Annotated in this window: 18 protein-coding genes; 11 read left to right on the forward strand and 7 right to left on the reverse strand. The window is 68.5% G+C overall.

From position 1 onward, the window contains the following. The first annotated feature begins 63 nt into the window (after positions 1–63). Positions 64–1,785: a serine/threonine-protein kinase gene (locus ACFY1J_RS37275; protein WP_390732750.1), complete on the forward strand. Its 1,722-nt coding sequence runs from the start codon at positions 64–66 to the stop codon at positions 1,783–1,785. On the opposite strand, the gene ACFY1J_RS37280 is transcribed toward ACFY1J_RS37275, so the two are convergent. Both ACFY1J_RS37280 and ACFY1J_RS37285 read right to left on the reverse strand, forming a co-directional pair. Then, positions 1,778–2,392, reverse strand: coding sequence for a hypothetical protein (locus ACFY1J_RS37280; RefSeq protein WP_390732751.1), 615 nt, complete (start codon positions 2,390–2,392; stop codon positions 1,778–1,780). The two genes, ACFY1J_RS37275 and ACFY1J_RS37280, sit on opposite strands and share 8 nt — an antisense overlap. Next, on the reverse strand, positions 2,389–6,990 hold the full coding sequence (locus ACFY1J_RS37285) for an FtsK/SpoIIIE domain-containing protein (protein WP_390732752.1): 4,602 nt from the start codon (positions 6,988–6,990) through the stop codon (positions 2,389–2,391). Before ACFY1J_RS37285 ends, ACFY1J_RS37280 begins: the two co-directional genes overlap by 4 nt. A 257-nt stretch (positions 6,991–7,247) precedes the next feature. Between ACFY1J_RS37285 and ACFY1J_RS37290 the strand changes: the two genes are divergently transcribed. Further along, entirely contained in the window at positions 7,248–7,550 is a 303-nt protein-coding gene (locus ACFY1J_RS37290) for a WXG100 family type VII secretion target (protein ID WP_235459416.1), read from the forward strand. Between the two features lie 71 nt (positions 7,551–7,621). Here ACFY1J_RS37290 and ACFY1J_RS37295 read toward each other — a convergent pair whose 3' ends face one another. Then, positions 7,622–8,302 carry a hypothetical protein gene (locus ACFY1J_RS37295; protein WP_390732753.1) on the reverse strand — a complete coding sequence of 227 codons (681 nt, stop codon included), beginning with the start codon at positions 8,300–8,302 and terminating at the stop codon, positions 7,622–7,624. 144 nt (positions 8,303–8,446) lie between these two features. On the opposite strand from ACFY1J_RS37295, the gene ACFY1J_RS37300 reads away from it, so the two are divergent. The 5 genes from ACFY1J_RS37300 to ACFY1J_RS37320 all read left to right on the forward strand — a co-directional run bounded on the left by ACFY1J_RS37300 (position 8,447) and on the right by ACFY1J_RS37320 (position 11,850). Continuing rightward, positions 8,447–8,758 carry a WXG100 family type VII secretion target gene (locus ACFY1J_RS37300; protein WP_390732754.1) on the forward strand — a complete coding sequence of 104 codons (312 nt, stop codon included), beginning with the start codon at positions 8,447–8,449 and terminating at the stop codon, positions 8,756–8,758. After that, the gene (locus ACFY1J_RS37305; protein ID WP_390732755.1) at positions 8,755–9,999 is read left to right on the forward strand and encodes a putative T7SS-secreted protein; all 1,245 of its coding nucleotides are present in this window, start codon (positions 8,755–8,757) and stop codon (positions 9,997–9,999) included. The genes ACFY1J_RS37300 and ACFY1J_RS37305 overlap by 4 nt, the downstream gene beginning before the upstream one ends. A gap of 33 nt (positions 10,000–10,032) precedes the next feature. Next, positions 10,033–10,617, forward strand: coding sequence for a hypothetical protein (locus ACFY1J_RS37310; RefSeq protein WP_390732756.1), 585 nt, complete (start codon positions 10,033–10,035; stop codon positions 10,615–10,617). Further along, complete coding sequence (locus ACFY1J_RS37315; RefSeq protein WP_390732757.1) at positions 10,574–11,275, forward strand: hypothetical protein; 702 nt, start codon at positions 10,574–10,576, stop codon at positions 11,273–11,275. The genes ACFY1J_RS37310 and ACFY1J_RS37315 overlap by 44 nt, the downstream gene beginning before the upstream one ends. Positions 11,276–11,505: 230 nt before the next feature. Next, positions 11,506–11,850 (forward strand): hypothetical protein, encoded by a 345-nt coding sequence (locus ACFY1J_RS37320; protein WP_390732758.1) that lies wholly within the window; start codon positions 11,506–11,508, stop codon positions 11,848–11,850. Positions 11,851–11,940: 90 nt separating this feature from the next. Here ACFY1J_RS37320 and ACFY1J_RS37325 read toward each other — a convergent pair whose 3' ends face one another. The 4 genes from ACFY1J_RS37325 to ACFY1J_RS37340 form a co-directional block, all read right to left on the reverse strand. Continuing rightward, positions 11,941–13,026: a hypothetical protein gene (locus ACFY1J_RS37325; protein WP_390732759.1), complete on the reverse strand. Its 1,086-nt coding sequence runs from the start codon at positions 13,024–13,026 to the stop codon at positions 11,941–11,943. After that, positions 13,023–13,694, reverse strand: coding sequence for a hypothetical protein (locus tag ACFY1J_RS37330; protein ID WP_390732760.1), 672 nt, complete (start codon positions 13,692–13,694; stop codon positions 13,023–13,025). Before ACFY1J_RS37330 ends, ACFY1J_RS37325 begins: the two co-directional genes overlap by 4 nt. 444 nt (positions 13,695–14,138) lie before the next feature. Next, positions 14,139–14,504 carry a hypothetical protein gene (locus ACFY1J_RS37335; protein ID WP_390732761.1) on the reverse strand — a complete coding sequence of 122 codons (366 nt, stop codon included), beginning with the start codon at positions 14,502–14,504 and terminating at the stop codon, positions 14,139–14,141. Further along, positions 14,504–14,851, reverse strand: coding sequence for a hypothetical protein (locus ACFY1J_RS37340; protein WP_390732762.1), 348 nt, complete (start codon positions 14,849–14,851; stop codon positions 14,504–14,506). Before ACFY1J_RS37340 ends, ACFY1J_RS37335 begins: the two co-directional genes overlap by 1 nt. 157 nt (positions 14,852–15,008) lie before the next feature. Between ACFY1J_RS37340 and ACFY1J_RS37345 the strand changes: the two genes are divergently transcribed. From ACFY1J_RS37345 to ACFY1J_RS37360, 4 genes are all read left to right on the forward strand, one after another. Continuing rightward, the gene (locus tag ACFY1J_RS37345) at positions 15,009–15,305 is read left to right on the forward strand and encodes a GntR family transcriptional regulator (RefSeq protein ID WP_390732763.1); all 297 of its coding nucleotides are present in this window, start codon (positions 15,009–15,011) and stop codon (positions 15,303–15,305) included. Positions 15,306–16,360: 1,055 nt separating this feature from the next. Continuing rightward, the gene (locus ACFY1J_RS37350; RefSeq protein ID WP_390732764.1) at positions 16,361–17,083 is read left to right on the forward strand and encodes a hypothetical protein; all 723 of its coding nucleotides are present in this window, start codon (positions 16,361–16,363) and stop codon (positions 17,081–17,083) included. 17 nt (positions 17,084–17,100) lie between these two features. Beyond that, a complete protein-coding gene (locus ACFY1J_RS37355) occupies positions 17,101–17,940 on the forward strand; it encodes a hypothetical protein (RefSeq protein WP_390711539.1) in 840 nt (279 codons plus the stop codon). Next, positions 17,937–19,244: a CpaF family protein gene (locus ACFY1J_RS37360; protein ID WP_390732765.1), complete on the forward strand. Its 1,308-nt coding sequence runs from the start codon at positions 17,937–17,939 to the stop codon at positions 19,242–19,244. Before ACFY1J_RS37355 ends, ACFY1J_RS37360 begins: the two co-directional genes overlap by 4 nt. Positions 19,245–19,246 lie beyond the last annotated feature (2 nt).

Genomic DNA, 19,246 nt, shown 5'->3' on the forward strand with positions numbered 1-19,246 from the left:
CTGCTGGGCAGCCAGGCGCAGATCCTGTCGTACGACGACAGCACCCAGGGGGAGGGGGACGCCATGCAGCCGCTCGGAGCCGACGAACCGACCGTCGTCGGACCCTACCGGCTCCTCGGCCGGCTCGGTGCCGGCGGAATGGGGCGCGTGTACCTGGGGCGGAGCACGGGCGGCCGTACGGTCGCCGTGAAGATCGTGCATCCGCACTTCGCGCTCGACGAGGAGTTCCGCGCCCGCTTCCGGCGCGAGGTCGAGGCCGCGCGCCGGGTCGGCGGCGCCTGGACCGCGCCGGTCCTGGACGCGGACCCGGAGGCCGCCGTGCCGTGGGTCGCCACCGGCTACGCGGCCGGCCCGTCCCTCGCGGCGGCCGTGACCGACGGCGGACCGCTGCCCGCGCACTCCGTACGGGTGCTGGGCGCGGGCCTCGCCGAGGCGCTGGCGGCGGTGCACGAACTGGGCCTGGTGCACCGGGACGTGAAGCCGTCCAACGTCCTGCTGACCCTGGACGGACCGCTGCTCATCGACTTCGGCATCGCCCGGGCCACGGACGGCACGGCGTCGCTGACCTCGTCCGGCGTGTCGATCGGCTCGCCCGGCTACATGTCGCCCGAACAGATCCTGGGCAAGGGGGTCACCGGCGCGGCGGACGTCTTCTCCCTCGGCGCGGTCCTGGCCTACGCGGCGACCGGGGAGCCGCCCTTCCCCGGGGACTCCTCGGCCGCCCTGCTCTACAAGGTCGTCCACGAACAGCCCGAACTCGGCTCGCTCGGCGGTGAGCTGCGGGAGGTGGCCGAGGCCTGCCTGACCAAGGACCCGGGCGCGCGGCCGACCCCCGGGGAGGTCGGCCGACGCCTCGCTCCCGACGGGGCCGCGCGGCTCGTCGCGGGCGGGTGGCTGCCGGGAGCGCTGGTCGAGCAGGTCAGCCGGAGCGCCGTACAACTGCTCAATCTGGAGACCGCGGAGGCGGTGCCGTCCGGGCCGGTGGGCTTCAGCAGTCCGTCGGTGGGCGGGAATTCGGGGGCAGCCGTATCGGCCGCGGCGGGGGAGTTCGGACCGGCGCCGGACATGTCGGTGCGGGCGTCCTCGGCCGTCGCGCCGGGGCCGCCGACTTTCGCGCCGGGGGACCAGAACGCCGTACCGGGTGCCCCGACCGTCGTACCGGAGCCGCGGGACGCGGTGCCTGCCGAACAGCGGCCGGGCAAGGTCTCCGTCTCCGTGGCGGCCGTCTCCACTCCGGGCGAGGGAGGCCGTGGGCGCCGGGTGAGCTGCACGGTGGCGCTCGCCGTCGCCGGGGCGCTGGCCGCGGTGACCGTGGGGCTGGGCTTCGTGATCCGCCCGATGCTCGGCGGCGAGGAAGACTCGGGCGCCGGCAGCGGCCAGGAGTACTCCCGGGCACCGAGCACCGCCTCCAGCGACGCCGCGAGCACGCCGACCGCCGTCCCTGACCGCTACCTCGGTACCTGGGAGGGCCAGGGCACCGCCCTCGACGGCAATCTCCCCATCGGCACCTTCCGGCTCACGGTCCACCGGGCGGGCGTCGGCCAGGAGTTGGGCCGTATGACCCAGACCGACCAGCTGGGCGGCGTCTGCACCGACGTCCTCACCCTGAAGAAGGTGACGAAGACGCAGCTCGTCGCGACGTCGGTAGGGGCCAAGGGCAACCACGAGGGCTGCAACCCCGCTCCCCACTCGGTCGAGTTGACGCCGGTCGGGGACGATCTCAAGTACACGTCGGACAGTTCGGCGGAGGGGAATCCGGTTTCGCGGATGTCCAAGGTCAAGTAGCCGACTGCGACTGTTGCCTGCGGCGTCTGACGGAGCCGCTGAGCAAGAGGATCAGCAGCGCGCCAGAGACGGCGACGGCGCCGAGGACGACGAGCCCGATGTGCGGGTACTGCTGGTGGACCCAGCAGGGCCCGCCCACGCGGTAGCAGGAGCCTCCGCGGTGACCGGGTTTGGGGCGGTTGGCCCCCATGAGCACTACGAGGACGGCGGCTGCCGCCACCGTACCGGGCACCGACCGGGCGAACCAGACCATCCACCGTCGGCCGGGTTGGTCCCAGTCGATGCGGACCAGGGGCAGGATCGCTGCGGCCGCGGTCCACGGCGCCAGAACTCCCGCGGTGACGGCGAATCCGTATCCGCCGCCGGGCCAGGCGGGGGCGAGCCCGGTCCAGATGCGGGGCCCCCAGAAGTGCGTCAGCGCCACGAGGCCGACGATCGCCACGACGAGCAGACACCCACCCGCGTTGAGCATCACCTTGTTGCGACCGAAGCGGCGCCGCCGGGGCTCGCGGGCGGGCGCGGCGGTCGTACGGCCCTGTGCCCGCCGGTAGTGGAGGGAGGCAGGCCCCGCCTTCGCCCGCCCCGGCCTCGCCGACCCCCCGCTCACCCCGGAATCACCACCGTCCGCAGCTCACCGTCGCCCAGGTGCAGCATGCCCTTCCCCGGCACCACCTGGCCGCCGACCATGCTCCGGGACAGCCGTACGCCGATCAGGTCCCCGCTCGACGACTCCTGCGGGGAGAGCAGGATGCCGCGGCGGGCCTTCTTGGCGTCGACCTGCCAGCCGGAGAAACCGCTGCACACGTCCTCCTCGTCACCGGCGATGACGAGGGCGAGGCCGCGTTCGGCGCCGCGCGAGACGATCCGCTTCATATGGGACTCGGCGTCCAGGTCCTCGAGGATCTCGCCGTCGTCGACGAGGACGGCGATAGGCTCCTCCAACGACGCCGAGTCGATGACCTCCTCGAAGTCGTCCTCGTCGATGTCGTCGCCGGTGAAGACCTTCAGCACGCCTTCCGTGCCGTCGAGCCCGCGCAACGGAGACTGGCGCGGGGCCGCGACGACCAGCCGTATGCCCTGCGAGAGATAGGACTGGGCGAAGTTCATCAGAACCGTCGAGCGGCCGGACTTCGCCGGGCCCGCGATGACGAACGTCGGCACGCCGTCGGCCAGGTCCGGCCCGAAGCCGACGATCTCGTCGCCGCCGATGCCGGCCAGCGCCCACAGCCGGGAGCGGGAGGCCTCCGGGTCGCGCATCTCCCAGGCGTCGGCGAACGAGATCCGGCTGGGCAGGCTGTCCACCCGGAAGGGACGCCGGGAGCGCGGCACGGACGCGTCCCGGGCCGTGGCGGCCTCACCGATCACGCCGATCGCCGCCGCCTGGCCCTGACCCGTGGTGTCCTCGGCGAGCAGCGCGAACTGGGTCTCCGTACCGGACTCGTTGCGGAAGGCACGGCCCGGCGGGATCTCCTCCGGCACCTTGCGGGCCGGGATGCCGAGCGTGGAGAAGTCGCTGCGGTCGGCGAGGCGCAGACCGTACTTGTCCTCGGTGAGCGTGGCGACACGGCCGACGAGCAGTGTGCGGTCGCCGGTCAGCACCAGATGGATGCCGACGCTCGCGCCCTCCCGCATCATCGTCGTCAGCTCGTCCGTCAGCGAGCCGTGGTCGATCTCGCCGAGGGTGGGCACCCAGCCCTCCCAGCGGTCGAGGAGCACGACGATGTGCGGCAGCCGCTCGTCCTCGGGGGCCGCGGCCCGCTGCTCGCCGATGTCGGCGTAGCCCTTCTCCGCCAACAGGTCCTGACGGCGGCCGAGTTCGCCCTTGAGCCGGTTGACCAGGCGGATCACCCGCTCGGTCTGGTTACGGCCCACGACCGCGCCGCAGTGCGGCAGCCGGGTCAGCGCGTTCAGGGCGCCGTTGCCGCAGTCGATGCCGTAGAGGTGGACGTCGGCGCAGGAGTGGGTGCGGGCGAGGGAGCCCGCGATGGTCCGCAGCACCTGGGAGCGGCCGCTGCGCGGCGCACCGCCGATCATCAGATGCCCGAAGGTCGCGAAGTCGACGACGACCGGGCGGCGCGCCTGGTCGGCCGGCAGGTCCTCCACACCGTACGGCGCGGGCGGCAGCTTGCCCGGGGCGAGGGACGCGACCGGGACCTCGATCTCGTCCAGCAGCAGCGTCTCGGCGAGGGCGGGCAGCCACGGGCTGTGCTGGGCCGGGATGCCGAGGCTCCCGTTGGCGTCGCGGACGGCGTCGACGAGCACCTTCAGATCGGTGATCTCCTCGTCCTCCCGCGCCTGGGCCTTCGGCTTGACCAGCGCGGCCCGGCCCAGGTCCGCCCAGGCCAGCTCGCCCACCCAGGGGGCGAGGGCGGTGGGGTCGGCGGCACCGGGCCTGCGGCCACCGACCCGCCCCGACTGGAAGGGCACCAGGGACGCATGACCGAGGCGCACATACGCCCGACCGGGCGTGTTCTTGGAGATGTGCCCGGCCTCGGGCGAGTCGATGACGTCGCTCGACTCACCGCCATCGGTCACACGCAGGGCGATACGAAGGTTGGTGTTGGCGCGGATCTCGGGGGAGACGACACCGCTGGGCCGCTGGGTGGCGAGCAGCAGATGGATGCCCAGCGAACGACCCCGCTGGGCGATGTTGACCAGACCGGTCACGAAGTCGGGCAGATCGCGCACCATGGACGCGAACTCGTCGATGACGATGAGCAGTCGGGGCACGGGCGCATGAGAGGGATCCCTGCGCACGAGATCCTGATAGTCCTCGATGTCCTTGGCGTCGGCGGCGGCCAGGATGTGCTCGCGCCGCTTCAGCTCGGCGCCCAGCGACTCCAGGGCGCGTTCGACGAGGTGCGCGTCGAGGTCGGTGACCATGCCGACGGTGTGCGGCAGCTTCACACAGTCCTTGAACGCCGAGCCGCCCTTGTAGTCGACGAGCACGAAGGTCATGTTCTCCGGCGTGTTGGCCACGGCCAGCGACGCGACGATGGTCTGCAGCAGCTCCGACTTACCGGAACCCGTCGTACCGGCGATCAGACCGTGCGGCCCGTCCTTGCGCATGTCGATGCCGAACGGACCGTCGTACGACTCACCGATCACCGCGAGCGTGGACTGCCCGCCCATCCGCCAGCGCGCGACGATCGCATCGCTGGTCGGCGGCTCCAACTGCAGCACGTCCAGCAGCCGGCTGGCACCCGGCAGGGCCGAGTCCTCGGTCTCCCCGCTGATGTCACGCAGGGCGGACAGTGACCGGGCGAGCCGCAGCGCCCATGCCGCGGACACGAAGTCGGGCCGCACGTCCTTGATGCGCTCCGCACCGGCTTCCTCGACGCGCAGCCGCAACTCCTGGGTCTGCTCGGCGCGTTCGCCCTCCGGACTACTGGTGGCATGCCAGGCCTGGAAGGACGGAAAGCCTCCGGCGACCTGCTGCTGGGCCGCGGGCCGGCCGGCGTCGCCCTGGGCGTCGTACTCCTGGGCCTTGGGCTCGGCGACGACGAACGCCTGGCACTCACCCGGCAGGAACCGCTCCTCGGCGTCGAGGCAGATGGCGTACATCGCGACGGCCGGCCCCTCGCGCAGCAGCCGTACGACACCCGGCAGCGAGCGCAGCCGCCGCGACCCGTCCCATACGACGACGATGTCCGGATCGCTGAAACCGGCCCCCTGACCCCGGTTCTGCTCGGCGGCCTTCTTACGCGCGTCGAGGATCTGCGTGAGCTCGCCGATACGGGCGCCGACGGTCTCGGCGTCGGTACCGATGAGAACGTTGACGTCCTGACCGCCGGCCGGGCGGGCGTGCGGCAGCCAGCGCACCCAGTCCCAACTGTCCTGCGCGCTGTTCTCGCTCAGCACATAGAACTGGACGTCCATGGGACTGTGCAGCGCGGCGGTCTGGGCGACGGCCCACCGCCCGAGGGCCCGGGCGGAGTCACCGGGCCCCGCCATGCCGATGACACCGAGGGAGCGCAGGGAGAGGGAGACGGGCGCGTCCTCGATGTTCCAGGTCACCTGTCGCCGGTGGTCGTCCTGCTCCGGGTCGTCGAGCACGACCTCGGAGGGCAGCCGCCCGGTCCCGACCCGCACCACCAGATGATCGCGATCGGTACGCCGCCGCTCCCAAAGCCGAGTACGAGGCCCGGTACCGAGCGAAAGAACGGCAGCCGGATCGGGCACGGCGTTACGCCGGTCCAACCGCTCGGTGGTCAGGGCGTCCTGAGCGTCCTTCTCGATCCGCTCCTTCTGCTCCTTGTACTCCTTGAGCTGCTTGGCATGGGACTTGCGCCCGTGCTTCTTGTCCATGAAGTAGTTGGCGAACAGCATGATGGGACTGAGCCCCGCCATGATCAGGTAGTACCACCGATGAAAGATGAGCACGGACACCACGGACCCCACCAGGGGCGTGAGCGCCATCAGCCAGGGCAGCGGCCGTGCTTCGTACTCCCGGGGCGGGCTGGGCAGCCGGAACTTGGTCTGCCGGTCCGGCGGGCGAAGCCGGGGCGGCCGGTTGTAGTCGAGCCCGACCCCGTCCTCGGACCACTTGAGGGCGGCGTTGGGCGGGCTGTAACGGGCCAGCTCCAGCAGGGTGTTGCCGAGGGCGATCTGACCGCCGAGGGGCCAGCCCCAGGAGTCCTTGCCCCCCTTCTCACCAGCCTGGTCTCTCTCGACCTTCTCGATCTCCTCGCCGTCGAGGGTGACGCCCTCCTTGTCCTGGTGCACGCTGACACGACAGGTGCCGTCCGTTGCAACTGACAACGTGAGGGCGCGCGCGTCGAGTTCGGGGTCCTCGATCCGGATGTACGACGCCGGCCCGCTGCCGATGTCGTACCGGCCGACCCCGAGCCGGTGCACGAACCCGGCCACGGGCCCTCCGACGACGCGCAGTTCGACCAGACCGGTGGGCTCACCGGGCAGGCACCCGGCGGGATCCTGGAGGCTGACCACGGCCCCTTCCCGCAGCGGCGACCCGACCACGGTCGCGCTCGGATCGACGGCGTACCCGTCGACATACACGAGCGGCGCCCCACCCGCGGGGGCCAGCCCGTGCTGCCCGATGGGAATGACCTGCGCCCCGCTCTGCCCCACCTGCTGGGCCAGTTCCTGGGCGATGTCCCCGACGGTGGACTCGGGATCGGCATCGAGGACGACGTCGGCGGAGCCCCCGCCGAACGGGTCGACGACGGTCAGAGTCAGGCGCACGCTTGTCCTCCCCAAGCCCCTGTGGCCGCTTTCGCCACGCAGGTCACAGTGAAGGCGACGATATCCGCTCCCTGTTGCCACGGGGCAACGGGGAGACCGGTAACGGTTCCCGATGGCAACGACACGTGCAACGGCCGTAAGCTGCTGCCGCAAGAGCGGACGATCACACCGGTGGAACCATGCGACCCACTTGTCGCGTCCGCGAACAGGGAGCCACGGGGGTTGGCCCTGCGGCGTTTTGAAGAGGGAGCGGCTTCATGGCCAAGGACCTTGATGTCACATACCAGGACATGCGTGACGCAGCCAAGCATGTCGTGAAGGAGAAGGAAAAGCTCCACGAGAAGCTCGACGGCCTCCGCAAGTACATCGCCAACCTGGTCGAGTCCGGCTACGTCACGAAGAGTTCGTCGAAGGCGTTCGACGAGAACTTCGACGAGTTCGTCCGCGGCACGAAGGACACGCTCGACGGCCTGGACGGCATGGGGGACTACCTCACGAACGCGGCCGACAAGTTCGAGCAGATCGATGACGAGCTGGCCAAGGCGGCCAAGAGCAAGTAGGGGTGAATTGCCCGCCCGGTGCGGCAGCGGATGCTGAACGCACCGGGCAGGTGCCCGCTCGGCCGGGGCCGTCAGCTGTCGGGCAAGGGCTGCCGGAGCAGGTAGGTGTGGAGATCACTTCGGGGTTCTTCCGTCTCGACGCGCAGCCAGGAGCCGTCACGGAAGCGGATCAGCACCGCTCTTGTGTCGAACTCCCCGGAGAACGGGTCGACGAGGGTCGCCTCCGTGGCGGGAAGACGAGCGACGATCTCCATGTGCTTCTCGCGTCCCACGGTGACACGCTGCGGCGGAGCCGCCAGGACGATCCCGTCCTGCGTCGCCAGAACCAGCCGCTGATGGTGAGTGGAGTGGCTGTACCAACGGAGCAGGAACTGGCCGGCGTTGCCGTGCCAGTCTCCATCGAAGACCCGGTCGAGTCCTTGTTCGGCGATGATGGCGTCCCGGCGCTTGTCGTCCTCGTCCTGGACCCGAAAACGCTCCTTCTCGTCCTTCGTGGCAAGGGACCGCTTGACTGCGTCCTCCACATTGGACAGAAGGGTCAGCAGCATGAGGAGGGGCATGAACGGCACGGCGAGAACCGCCCCGACCATGCCCAGTGGGCGCAGCCTGCCAGGGCGGAGCCGGGAAGTACCGGCATCCTCCAGGACGTCTGCGGGGGGCTGCGGGATCTTGTCGATCGAGCACCACTCACCCGCTTCGGCGTGGACGCCGAGCCGTTGGGCTATTTCGCGCTGCTTGCCCCTGGACGCCACGTCAAGACTCCCTTTTGCCGATGCGGAAACAGGATCGGTGTGTCAGAGCGTAACCGGCGCGGGGGCCGCGAGCGGTGGCGCACTCGGCGACCGTACCTGCGCTCGTCGGACTGCACGGAGAACAACTACAGAGAGGCAGTACTCATGGGGGACCATATCAAGGCAGATCTTGCCGCTATCAAGCAATGCTCACGCGATCTGACCAAGATCCACCGCGAGTTCGAGCGACACGGCAATCCTGCGGACGAGTATGGCCAGGCCGTCGGTCATGGAGGTCTGAAGGATGCCTTCTCGGACTTCGGGGACACGTGGAAGAAGACGCGGAAGAAACTGATGAAGGAACTTGAACAGCTGGCAGAGTTCACTTCGACCGCAGCGAAGTCGTACGACGAGATCGATCAGGAGCTGGCGAAGGCCATCCGGGACGCCAAGGCGCAGAGCAGGGGGAAGAAGTGAGCAGGACGGATGCCGACTGGCCGCCTCTGTGGCACGACGACCCGACGCCGGGAGACCCCGAGGAAGTGGCCGAACTAGGACGCAAGTTGCGCAAGATGGCCGACATGATCGATGAGCAATCCCGAGTCATCAAGGCACTTGCGTCCGTGGAAGGTTGGGACAGCGAGGCGGGGAAGGGCTTCCACGACATGGCCGGTGGTGCGGCCGACAAGCTGAAGAAGTCCTTCGAGCGCTATGACGAGGCAGCCAAGGCCGTCGGTGAGGAAGTGCGCGAAGGCAGTTCGGAGCAGTTCGCCAGCGAAATGCGCCGCGCACAGCGGAAGGCGGACAAGGCGCTGAGTGATTATCACGACGCCAAAAGCGACCATGATCTTGCGGACCGCGAGGTGAAGAAGTACACCGACAAGTATCCCGCGCACAACATCCCCGAGGCCGAGAAGGACGAGTACGAGCGGTGGGTCAAGAAACGCGCTGAGGCCCTGCATCGTATCGGTGCCGCACGGAAAGAGGTGGCGGAAGCCAGGGACATTTATGACGATGCGGGGGACAAGGCTGCTCGTCATATCAGGAACGTCGTGCATCATGATGCCATTCGGGATCCGGGTGGCTTCATGAACTTCCTTGCGGACTGGGCAGATATGATGTCGAACATCTCTGCCGTCCTTTCCGTGCTAGCGGTGATCTGCGCTTTCGTTCCGCCGCTTCAGTTCCTGGTTCCCATTTTTGCGACCCTCGCCGTGTTGACCAGCGCCGCCGCACTTGCGGGCCACGCGTACGACATGTCGGTGCGCGGTGGGAAGGTCAACTGGCTGAAGTTGGGTGCCGATGCGCTCGGTGTGCTTCCGGGTCTTGGCGCGTTGAAGGGGTTCAGAGCCCTCAACGGCCTAAAGGGATTGGCCAAGGTCAGGGCATTCGGAAAGCTGAGTACCTTTGGCTCGTTCAGGGGATTGGCCGCCGTCGACGGCGTTGGGCACAACTTCCTGAACGGGCTGGGCGTCTCGCTGACCAACAAGCTTCTGAGCAGGACGGCGCGTAAGGATCTCATTGACGGCAGGAAGATCACTGCTGTGCTCAAGGGGACCGGTCTCGCGAGCGCACTGCACAGGATGCTCAGCGGTGAGAACGGCGGGAAGACCGGGTACCAGGAGCCGTCCGAAACCACCACGCCCACTCCTTCGCCGTCGCCCGGCCCCGCCCCGAGCGTCTCACCGAAGACGTTCAATGCGGCCTTGGCGGCTTAGGCCGTTGCGGCCTGTTCAAGGAGAGCAGATGCCATGAGTGAAAATCACGATTTCGGTCAATGGGAGTTCATCGGCCGCAGGGGTGGTGAGGTCGTCACGTTGATCGGCGGTTCTGTGATCGCTGCCGTGCCCGAGGCGAGGCGCGCGGCGGAGCAGGCTGGGCGGGAGCTTCGGTTCGACTTCCTGGACGATCGGGCGGTTCTTGCGCTGCTGCGTCGGCGTCACGTCGACGAGGAGGACATGTTCAAGGCCGGCTTTGCACATGGAGTGCCTCTGGCGCTCGTGGGCTTCGGAGCCACGATCTATTGGGGCGGTGTGGCTCAGCACTGGGATACCGCCGTCGCACGCACGATCTATCTGGCCGTCGTCGCGGCTGTCGTGGGCACTCAACTCTTCTTCTTTGTGCGAAGTGCGATGTCTCACTGGGGTGATCCGGTCCAGCAGAACCTGCGGGCCCGGGCGCGAAGGTACCGGGAGATCGCACGCATCGCTCGACGGGAAGGAGCCGACATCCCTGCGCACTATCCGCACTACGGCCCCTATCCTTTCGCTGCGAAATTCCATCCCGAAGTGGATGATCTCGAACCGTCTGGAAGCGAAGGTACAGATGACCGCTGACACCGTTGATGAAGCCCAGCGGAGCCTCACGGGAAGCAGCGGCGTGGAGGTTCGCTGGATCATGCCCGAAGGTTTCCTTGAGTTGCCCTTCGAGGCAGACGACCTGGATGAACTCGCCGACCAGTTGGCTGAACTGGCCAGGCGGGCGCTGCCCGGCGCCGATGAGGAAGTCCAGTTGCAATGGGCTGCCATGTGCGCCGCGCACTACGACGAGTTCGTAGAGGCAGGCGTGCAGTACGCTGGCTTCGTTACAACGGAGGTCGACGGCGCCCGTTGTACGGCTACGGTGAATGTCAGTCTCATGGATCTGGACGGGCGAGCCGGCAATGATCCGGCAGGATTCATCGCTTCCACGATGCGGCACCTGGAGCTCGGACAGATCGGCGAAGTGCAACTGCCCTGCGGCCCGGCGGTGACATGCGTCGGCAACCGGACTGCCAGTGTTGACGGCAGCCTGACGCAATCGGGGCAGGACGAGCCGATCTGGACGTCTTTCATACAGGTCCAGATTCCACTGAACAACGGGACCATGCTGCTGTTGGAGATGGGAACGCCGACGGTTGAAGGGTGGGACGTCTTCTCCGCCATGTTCGCCGGCGTCGTGAAGAGTGTTCGCTTCTTCGACGCCATGGGAGCTCCCTTGGTGATGCCGGGGTGAAGGAGTCTCCAGAAGCCGATCTTTCGTCACCGATGGGCGTCCCGAGGGACTACAGGCTGCTGGTTCCGCGGGAGTGGTTTCGCATTGACCTCACCCAAGACCGTTGGCGTGCACGACTTAAGACCTTCGTGGACCGGCAGGCGGAGGGGCGGCACGTTTCCGCGGAGCTGACACGGAACGTATGGTCCAGACTGCGCAACACCGCGGAAGCCGGCCGAGCACGCGGCGCCATGGAGCTCTTCCTCCTGACCATCTCGCGGGACGGCGGTCTTCCGGCCTCGCTCCTCGTGTCCTTGGTGCCTCTGGGTGAAACACCCGCTGATCCGCATAGGTACGCGGCGTTGCTCGAAGCGCGCGCGCCTGAAGACCGTGCTCGGACGCAGGTGTCGGTGATCGATCTTCCATCGGGCGCTGCCGTGCGGGTCCTTGGTGCCACGACGTTGAACGTCCATGCCCTCATGCCCGGAGGAGTCGGCTACTTGACGCTCTCCTTCTCGGCGCCGCTCACCGGAATGTCCGGTCCCATGGAGCGGTTGTGCGATGCCATCGCGGGCTCTCTGCGATGGGTGGTGTGACACCGACACGGCGATGGGTCGGAGCAGACCATCACCGTCGGAGCTTGGCCGAGGCGCCCACGGTGATGGCTCGCTGCCCCGAGCCTCCTGTTACCGGTTGACCGCCTGGATCTCCTGAACAGTGACCTCCTGCGTGGCCCCGAAGGTCCCGTTGGGCAGATCGCCGTGCGCACCGCCGCTTCCGGTCCAGCTGATCTGCCAGGTGATGGTGGCCTTCATCTTGAAGGTGCCATCCCCGGACGAGCGCAGGTACTTGATGCCGCACGGCGGTGTCTCGTCGGACTTGCCCTTGGCGTAGGGCTCACCGATGGAGCCGTCGGCGTTGATGGCGCACCCGCCGGAGGCAGGGTAGGTCTCGGCGTCCTCGGTGCCCGGATCCAGCTTCAGGGACACCGGTTTGGCGGTGGTCGTGGCCTGGATGTTGAAGCCGGGGACGTTGATGGCCGCCGTGGCCTGGACTTCGTCGAAGACGGCCTTGTCGAGCCAGGCCCAAGTCGGCAGGTTCACCTTGGTGGTGGCATCCGGCGCGAGGGTCACCTTGGTGTCGGGCAGTTGCATGCGCTGGTACGCGAGGGCGGCGAGGATCTCTGGGGTGACGGCCTCTTCGTACTGGGATGGTGGGGCTTCGCCGTTGTCGACCCAGAAGGGGAGGTCGTTGCACGAGCCCCGCTTGAGTACGTCGGGTTCGTCGGGATTCTCGACAGCGGCCCAGAACATCCCCTCGCCGTCCTTCTTGACGTTGTAGTCCTTGTAGCCGGGGGTGTCGGTCCAGCCGTACTCGTCCTCGTAGTGGCGCTGCATCTCGCCGATCGCCGCGCCTGCGGTGCCGCCCATACCGGGCGTGTTCTTGGCGCTCTCGATCTGCTCGGACATCTTCTTCTTGAAGTCCTTGGCGCCGAGGTACGGGGCGTACCAGCAGGGCGGTGGCGTCCAGTTGACGTCGGAGGACGTCACGTTTCCGGTGCTGCCGTCCTTGGTGACGGCGCCGGAGTACTGGATGCGTGCGGCGGCATAGATGCCGGTGTTGTCGGTGCCGCCCGACTGTTCCGTGTCGGCGCCCTGGGTGTTGCCCGGCTGCTCTCCCGCGTAGGCCGGTTCCGCGAGGGCGAGGACGCCCAGGGCCAGCGTCAGGGCAGCCGCGCCGGTGCTGAGAGCCGTACGCCGTGACCTGTTCACTGGCACTTCGCCGCCTTCGCCTCGACGTACACCTTGGACGCCTGCCACAGATCGTCTCCGGTGGGGAGCTTGACCATGATGATCTTGAAGTAGTCGAAGTCCGTGATGCTGGGCGTGCCCTTCAGGACCTTTCCGGTCTTGACCTCTTTGGAGTAGAACTTGCTTGAGTCCACGCAGAACCCGACCTCCACCGAGTTGCCGTTCGACGCGGACCGGGTGGTGGCCTGGTAGTGGCGCCGGGTGCCGGTTGCCGTCCAGCCGCCTTTGAGCCTGACGTCGATCTGCGTCTTCGCGTACTTCAGCCCATCGCCCGTGGAGTAGGCGGCCAAGGCGGCATCCTTGGTCGTGCGCTTGTCGACGCCCCTGTAGATGGCGCGGACGTAGTTCGCCGCGTCCTCCATCGCAGCCGCTTGGTTCTTGTCCTTCGGCTTGTCCCAGTCGAAGACCAGGTTCACGTCCTTGGGCAGGGACACGTCCACGCCGTCCGGCTTGTCCTCTGCTGGCGCTCCCGCAGCGGATGCCGAAGCCGTCGGCGTCTTCGTGCCCTGGTCGGCGCCGGCGATCTTGTCGTTGTCGCTGGCTTTGTCGTCCCCGCTGCCGCAGGCGGTCAGCAGCAGTGCTGCCGTCGCCGCCAGCGCGGCAGCAACGGGCAAAGTACGGCGCTTCACAGTGAACTCCCCGTGAGAAAAAAGACCATTCAAGAGAGCCGACGGTATCGGGGAGGTTCTCGGTTTCGCCAGAGCGAACTTGCCCGTGAATGGTGATAATTCTGGGCGCATGGGGTGCTTGGGGGCATGCCCTGTGTCCTGATCGTGCCCGAACGGACGACGACCTCAGATGCGTTGGGGCGCTACGCCAGGACCGCTGTGAGACGTGAGTTCCGTTTCGCTATCGCAGGGCCTTGCATCTCAGGCAGGCGCACGGCGGACATGCGGATGTGTACGGCTGGTTCGGCCCGACCGCCGGCCAGGATCTCGCGGTTGCCGCGGTCCTCGGTCACCTCGCCCTGCGCGCCGACCTTGTAGACGCGCAGGGCGAGGCGGGGGCGGCGGTGAGCACTCCTTCACGCGTCGTGGTTACGACCGTAGCCCGCTCCCCGCGTTCCGCGTGGCCTACCCGTGGGTGCCTTCGCGGTCCTCCGCATCGTCCGGTACGACCAGGCGCATGCCCCGGGACTCGGCGACGCGTAGGGCGTCGGTGAGGCACTCGGCGAGACGGATGCCGGCGTAGCGGACCTCGGTGTACGGCGACATCGGGTCGTCCAGCACCCGGCGGGCGCGGTCGAGCACGTCGGTGCCGGTGGCGAGTTGGGCGGTCTCAAGGTCGTCGGCGAGGCGGGAGAGGTACCCGCCGATGTGGTCCGTGACCAGGTAGCTGGGCTTGCCTTCGGGCGTGGGCCAGGGGAGGAGGCGGAGGGAGGCCGGGGCGTGCGGATAGCTGTTCGCGGTGCCACTTGCGTGGCTGTCTGTCTGCTCCATCACGCGGCCACCTCCGGCGCGCCGATCACGTGCTGGTCGAGGTCGATCCCGAAGTTGGCGGCGAGTACGAGGGCAAGGCGGCGGCGCTGCTGGAGAGCGGCCTCGCGCTCGCGGGCGGCGAGATAGGGGCGGACCAGGGCGGAGTCGGCGCCGTCGAGGAAGGTGACCAGGCCGTATGGCGACCGGTGGCCGGGGAGCTGCGGGGGTTCGGCGGTGAGGGGGCAGCGTACGAGGGTGAGGCGGTCGTGCGGGAAGGGGGGCCGGTGAGGACGGCGTCGCCGTTTCCCGGTGCCGGCGGCGAAGAGGAGGCGCAGCCAGTGGAAGGCGCGGGGGATAAGGTCGTGCATGTCGACGCTCCTTGTAAGCGCTGGCCATGCCCCGGGAGGTCTAGCCACCTCGCCGGGGTCTGTCGTCTTCGACGCTACACAGACATATAGCCCTCTGCATACAAGTACAGAGGGATCCACTCGATTGTGCAGGTCGCTACCGCTCTACGTTGGACGTATGAGCGATACGGAAGAACCGATGACACCGCTGGACCCGATGAGCGCCAGACCGCTCTACGTCCAACTGGCCGACGTCATCGCCGGGAAGATCGCATCTGGAGATCTGGCGCCGGACAGGCCCATCCCATCCGAAAATCACCTTGCCGACGAGTACGGCGTGGCACGTCTCACCGCACGCCGTGCCGCACAGGAACTGCGTGAGCGCGGCCTGATCGTCACCGTGCGCGGCAAGGGATCCTTCGTCGTCGAGCAGCCGACTGGTGACGCTCCGGAAGAGAGCGAATCGAACACCTGAAGAGGCCGCGCGTTGTGCAGCGCGGCCTCCTCGGCTGTCTCTGAGCCGCGTCTGTTGCCGTCACGACCGTCTCATTCTCGGACGCGCTCGATACAGGACCGTACTGGTCGAGCTCGGTGTCCTGGGACTGGTCGACCACTGGGCGGAACTTCCTGTGCGCGGGGGACTGCTGGGTCCGGCCGGGCGGACTGAACTGCTCCGGGGCAGGCCGGCGTCACCATTGGTTCACCGTCGCGGCGTGCCCCACGGGTTCCCTTCCATCGGCCACTGAAGACAGCCGACAATTCCAGCCTGTAGATCCCCTCCTCGAACCACGAGCGTCGGTGGTACGACGGCCCCGTCGGCCACCCCGCCAACTCTCCCTGGATGTACCGCCGTTCCGGCTCCCGGAACCAGTGCCGCCCCTGGACCCGGCTCGCCGTGCCCGTCGCGAAGGACACCTGGCCGCGCGTCACGAGGTTCTCGCCCTCGGGAGGTTTCCAGTGATGTCGGTACGACGGCTCGATCGCGGTCTGGCATCCTCACGGTCATTCACGGTGGCGAACCCCTCACCCGGCCGGGTGATGCTGTTCAGGCCGTTCCCCTGGTAACCCCCGCAGTGCCAACGACAGTTTCGGCAGTCGACGCCCCGGCCGCTTGGGCCGCGCCAGGCGACGATCACGGCACGTGTCGGCCAACCCGACGTGAGCAATTCGTGCAGGCCTCATGGGTGCGCGGTGACGGTCGCGGGCGCGGGCCGTGCGCGAGCAGGGCGCTCTGGATTCGCCCGCGCACAGTTCGGCTTGCCTTCGCGTCCCCGTACTCCCAACCGTCGTACGGGTCACCGCCGTTGCAGATCGCAACGACGATTTCAGTGAGGTCAAGGTGTCCGGGCGCGCCTTGAGGGGCTTATGTGCGGCTGATACGGTGCGATCGCTTGACACTCGCCCCGCTGCCGAGTAATCGACCGAGTCGGGGTGATTAGTGTGGAGTGTCCGCTTTCACGTTGGTGACAAGCGTTGACGGAGTTTCAGAGTTCTTGACAGACAGAGTCTTGGGTTACGGGGAGCGGTTGCGTGAAGATCCAAGAGCGTACGGGGGCGGGCGCCGGTCGTTCCGCCGCTCCGGCTCAGCCGTCGGTCGGTGACCGGCTTCCCACTCCGCCTCGCGAGCGTAAACCGGCACTTGCCGCCCTGGCCGTCCTGTTGATCCTGCTCGGTGCGCTCGGTGCGACCACGCTCGTGCTGCGTGCCGGTGACCGGATCGAGGTCGTCAAGGTGACGAAGCAGATCGAGGCCGGGGAGTCCGTCGGTGACAACGTGACCTCCGTGATGGTCGCCGCCGACGACAGCATCAACTACGTCAAGTGGTCCCAGCTGGCCGCCCTCAAGACCCTCAAGGCCAAGTCCACGATCTACCCGGACACGGTTGTCATGGGGCAGATGTTCGCCGAGGGCAGCTCCCTGCCCGCCGGCAAGGCCGCCGTGGGTGTCGCCCTCAAGGAGGGCCAGTACCCGGCCGACATCAGGTCCGGTGACGTCGTGGCCGTCTACAACGTCGACACCAGCAGCTCCGGTTCCGACAAGACCGGCTCCGGCGCGGGCTCCACCACCTCCGGCGGCGGCGCCATCGTCGACACCGCCAAGGTCGAGAAGGTCGCCAACAACAGCGACGCCACGGTGAGCACCGGCAACCTCTCGGTCACCCTGCTCGTCGACCAGACCGACGCCGCCGCCGTCGCGCGTGCCGCGTCCGCCGGCGCCGTGGCCATCGTGCACGTTCCCGGCAACGGCAACTAGAAGGCGGCACCCACCCCATGGCGCTCATCGCAATCGCCGCCGACAAGGGTTCCCCCGGCGTCACCACCGCGGCCGTCGCCCTCGCGGCGGTCTGGCCTCGCCGCGTCCTGCTCGCCGAGACCGACCCGGCGGGCGGCGACCTGGTCTACCGCAGCGCCGCCGCGCACGGCGGACCGCTCAACCCGAACACCGGCATGCTGTCCATAGCTGCGACCGCCCGGCGCGGACTGGTTCCCGATCAGTTGTGGGACCACGTACAGCCGTTGAGCGGCGGTCTCGAAGTGCTCGTCGGGCTCGGCATCGCCGAGCAGGCCACCGGGCTCGCCGGGCTCTGGCCCACCCTCGGCCATGCCTTCGCCTCCCTCGCCGACTCCCCGAACGCGCCCGCCGACGTCATCGCCGACTGCGGGCGGATCAGCGGGGACACCCCGGCTGTCGAACTGTTCCCGCACGCCGCCCTCGTGCTGCTCGTCTCGCGCACCGAGCCCGAGGCCCTCGCCCGGGTCCGGGACCGTGCCGCAGCCCTCTCCACCAAGCTGCACGGCGGTCCCCGCGGTGCCGCGGCTCTGGCCACCCCGCTCATCGGCGTCGTCCTGATCGCCGACCCGAGCAGCTCCGCCAAGCTCGTCAACCAGGTCAACGACATGCTGGTGCACGCCCAGACGGGCGCCCGGGTCGTCGGCACCATCGCCGACGACCCCACCGGCGCCGACCAGTTGGCCGGCCGCAAGCGCGGCCGTCTCGACAAGTCCCTGCTCATCCGCTCGGCCCGCAAGGTCACCGCGGACCTCCACCAGCAGTACGGCGCCGCCTGGGCCGTACCCGCCCAGCAGGGCCACGCGGGAGCCGGCCGATGACCGCTGTCGACCACCAGTTGGTCAAGCGGTTCCGGCAGGAGGCCGGCGACCGCATCGCCGAGCAGCGCCGCATCGACCAGGTGGGCGGCGTCGCGCCGATGTCCACCGAGGACGAGCGGCAGTACGCCCGCGCGGTCATCGCCCAGATCCTGGAGGAGTACGCCCGCACCGAGATCAACGCGGGCCGTACCCCTCTCGACGCGGAGACCGAGGAGCAGTACGCGGCCGCCGTGCACGCCGCGCTCTTCGGAGTGGGCCGGCTCCAGCCCCTGCTGGACAACCCCGACGTCGAGAACATCGACATCAACGGCTGCGACCAGGTCTTCGTCGGGTACTCCGACGGGCGGGAGGTGAAGGGGGACCCGGTCGCCGAGACCGACGAGGAGCTGATCGAGCTCATCCAGGTCCTCGGCGCCTACTCGGGTCTGTCGTCGCGTCCCTTCGACTCCGCCAACCCCCAGCTCGACCTGCGGCTGCCCGACGGCTCCCGGCTCTCGGCCGTCATGGACGTGGCCCGGCGGCCCGCGCTGTCCATCCGTCGCGCGCGCATGGGCAAGGTCTTCATCTCCGACCTCGTCGGCAACGGGACGCTGACGCCCGAGGTCGCGCACTTCATGGCCTGCGCGGTCCGAGCCCGCAAGAACATCATGATCGCGGGCGCCACCAACGCCGGGAAGACGACGCTGCTGCGCGCCCTCGCCAACGAGATCCCGCCGCACGAGCGCCTGATCACCGTCGAGCGGGCGCTGGAGCTCGGCCTCGACACCTTCCACGACCTGCACCCGAACGTCGTCGCCTTCGAGGAACGGCTGCCCAACTCCGAGGGCCAGGGCGCCATCGCCATGGCCGAACTGGTCCGCCGTTCCCTGCGTATGAACCCGTCCCGGGTCATCGTCGGTGAGGTTCTGGGCGACGAGATCGTGACCATGCTCAACGCGATGTCGCAGGGCAACGACGGCTCGCTGTCCACGATCCACGCCAACAGCTCCAGCGAGGTCTTCAACCGTATTTCCACGTACGCGTTGCAGGCCTCCGAGCGGCTGCCCATCGAGGCCAGCCAGATGCTGATCGCGGGCGCGGTCAACTTCGTCGTCTTCATCCAGCGGCGCAACAACTACCAGACGGGCGGCCGCCTCCAGCGCATGGTGACCTCCGTCCGCGAGGTCAACGGCGTCGACGGACGCGTGCTGTCCAGCGAGGTGTTCGCGGAGGCCCCCGACGGACGGGTCGTACCGCACGCGCCCATAGCCTGCCTGGAGGACCTGATGGCCTACGGCTACCAGCCGCACGGGGCGTGGGGGTGACC

It is taken from the genome of Streptomyces sp. NPDC001406 (genome assembly GCF_042895285.1).
Lineage (GTDB): Bacteria > Actinomycetota > Actinomycetes > Streptomycetales > Streptomycetaceae > Streptomyces.

Excerpts from the sequence above, each read along its gene's own strand:
- ACFY1J_RS37275 (WP_390732750.1), top strand. The coding sequence starts at position 64 with ATGCAGCCGCTCGGAGCCGACGAACCGACCGTCGTCGGACCCTACCGG.
- ACFY1J_RS37290 (WP_235459416.1), top strand. The coding sequence starts at position 7,248 with ATGGCCAAGGACCTTGATGTCACATACCAGGACATGCGTGACGCAGCC.
- ACFY1J_RS37300 (WP_390732754.1), top strand. The coding sequence starts at position 8,447 with ATGGGGGACCATATCAAGGCAGATCTTGCCGCTATCAAGCAATGCTCA.
- ACFY1J_RS37310 (WP_390732756.1), top strand. The coding sequence starts at position 10,033 with ATGAGTGAAAATCACGATTTCGGTCAATGGGAGTTCATCGGCCGCAGG.
- ACFY1J_RS37315 (WP_390732757.1), top strand. The coding sequence starts at position 10,574 with ATGATCTCGAACCGTCTGGAAGCGAAGGTACAGATGACCGCTGACACC.
- ACFY1J_RS37320 (WP_390732758.1), top strand. The coding sequence starts at position 11,506 with ATGGAGCTCTTCCTCCTGACCATCTCGCGGGACGGCGGTCTTCCGGCC.
- ACFY1J_RS37335 (WP_390732761.1), bottom strand. The coding sequence starts at position 14,504 with ATGGAGCAGACAGACAGCCACGCAAGTGGCACCGCGAACAGCTATCCG.
- ACFY1J_RS37340 (WP_390732762.1), bottom strand. The coding sequence starts at position 14,851 with ATGCACGACCTTATCCCCCGCGCCTTCCACTGGCTGCGCCTCCTCTTC.
- ACFY1J_RS37345 (WP_390732763.1), top strand. The coding sequence starts at position 15,009 with ATGAGCGATACGGAAGAACCGATGACACCGCTGGACCCGATGAGCGCC.
- ACFY1J_RS37355 (WP_390711539.1), top strand. The coding sequence starts at position 17,101 with ATGGCGCTCATCGCAATCGCCGCCGACAAGGGTTCCCCCGGCGTCACC.
- ACFY1J_RS37360 (WP_390732765.1), top strand. The coding sequence starts at position 17,937 with ATGACCGCTGTCGACCACCAGTTGGTCAAGCGGTTCCGGCAGGAGGCC.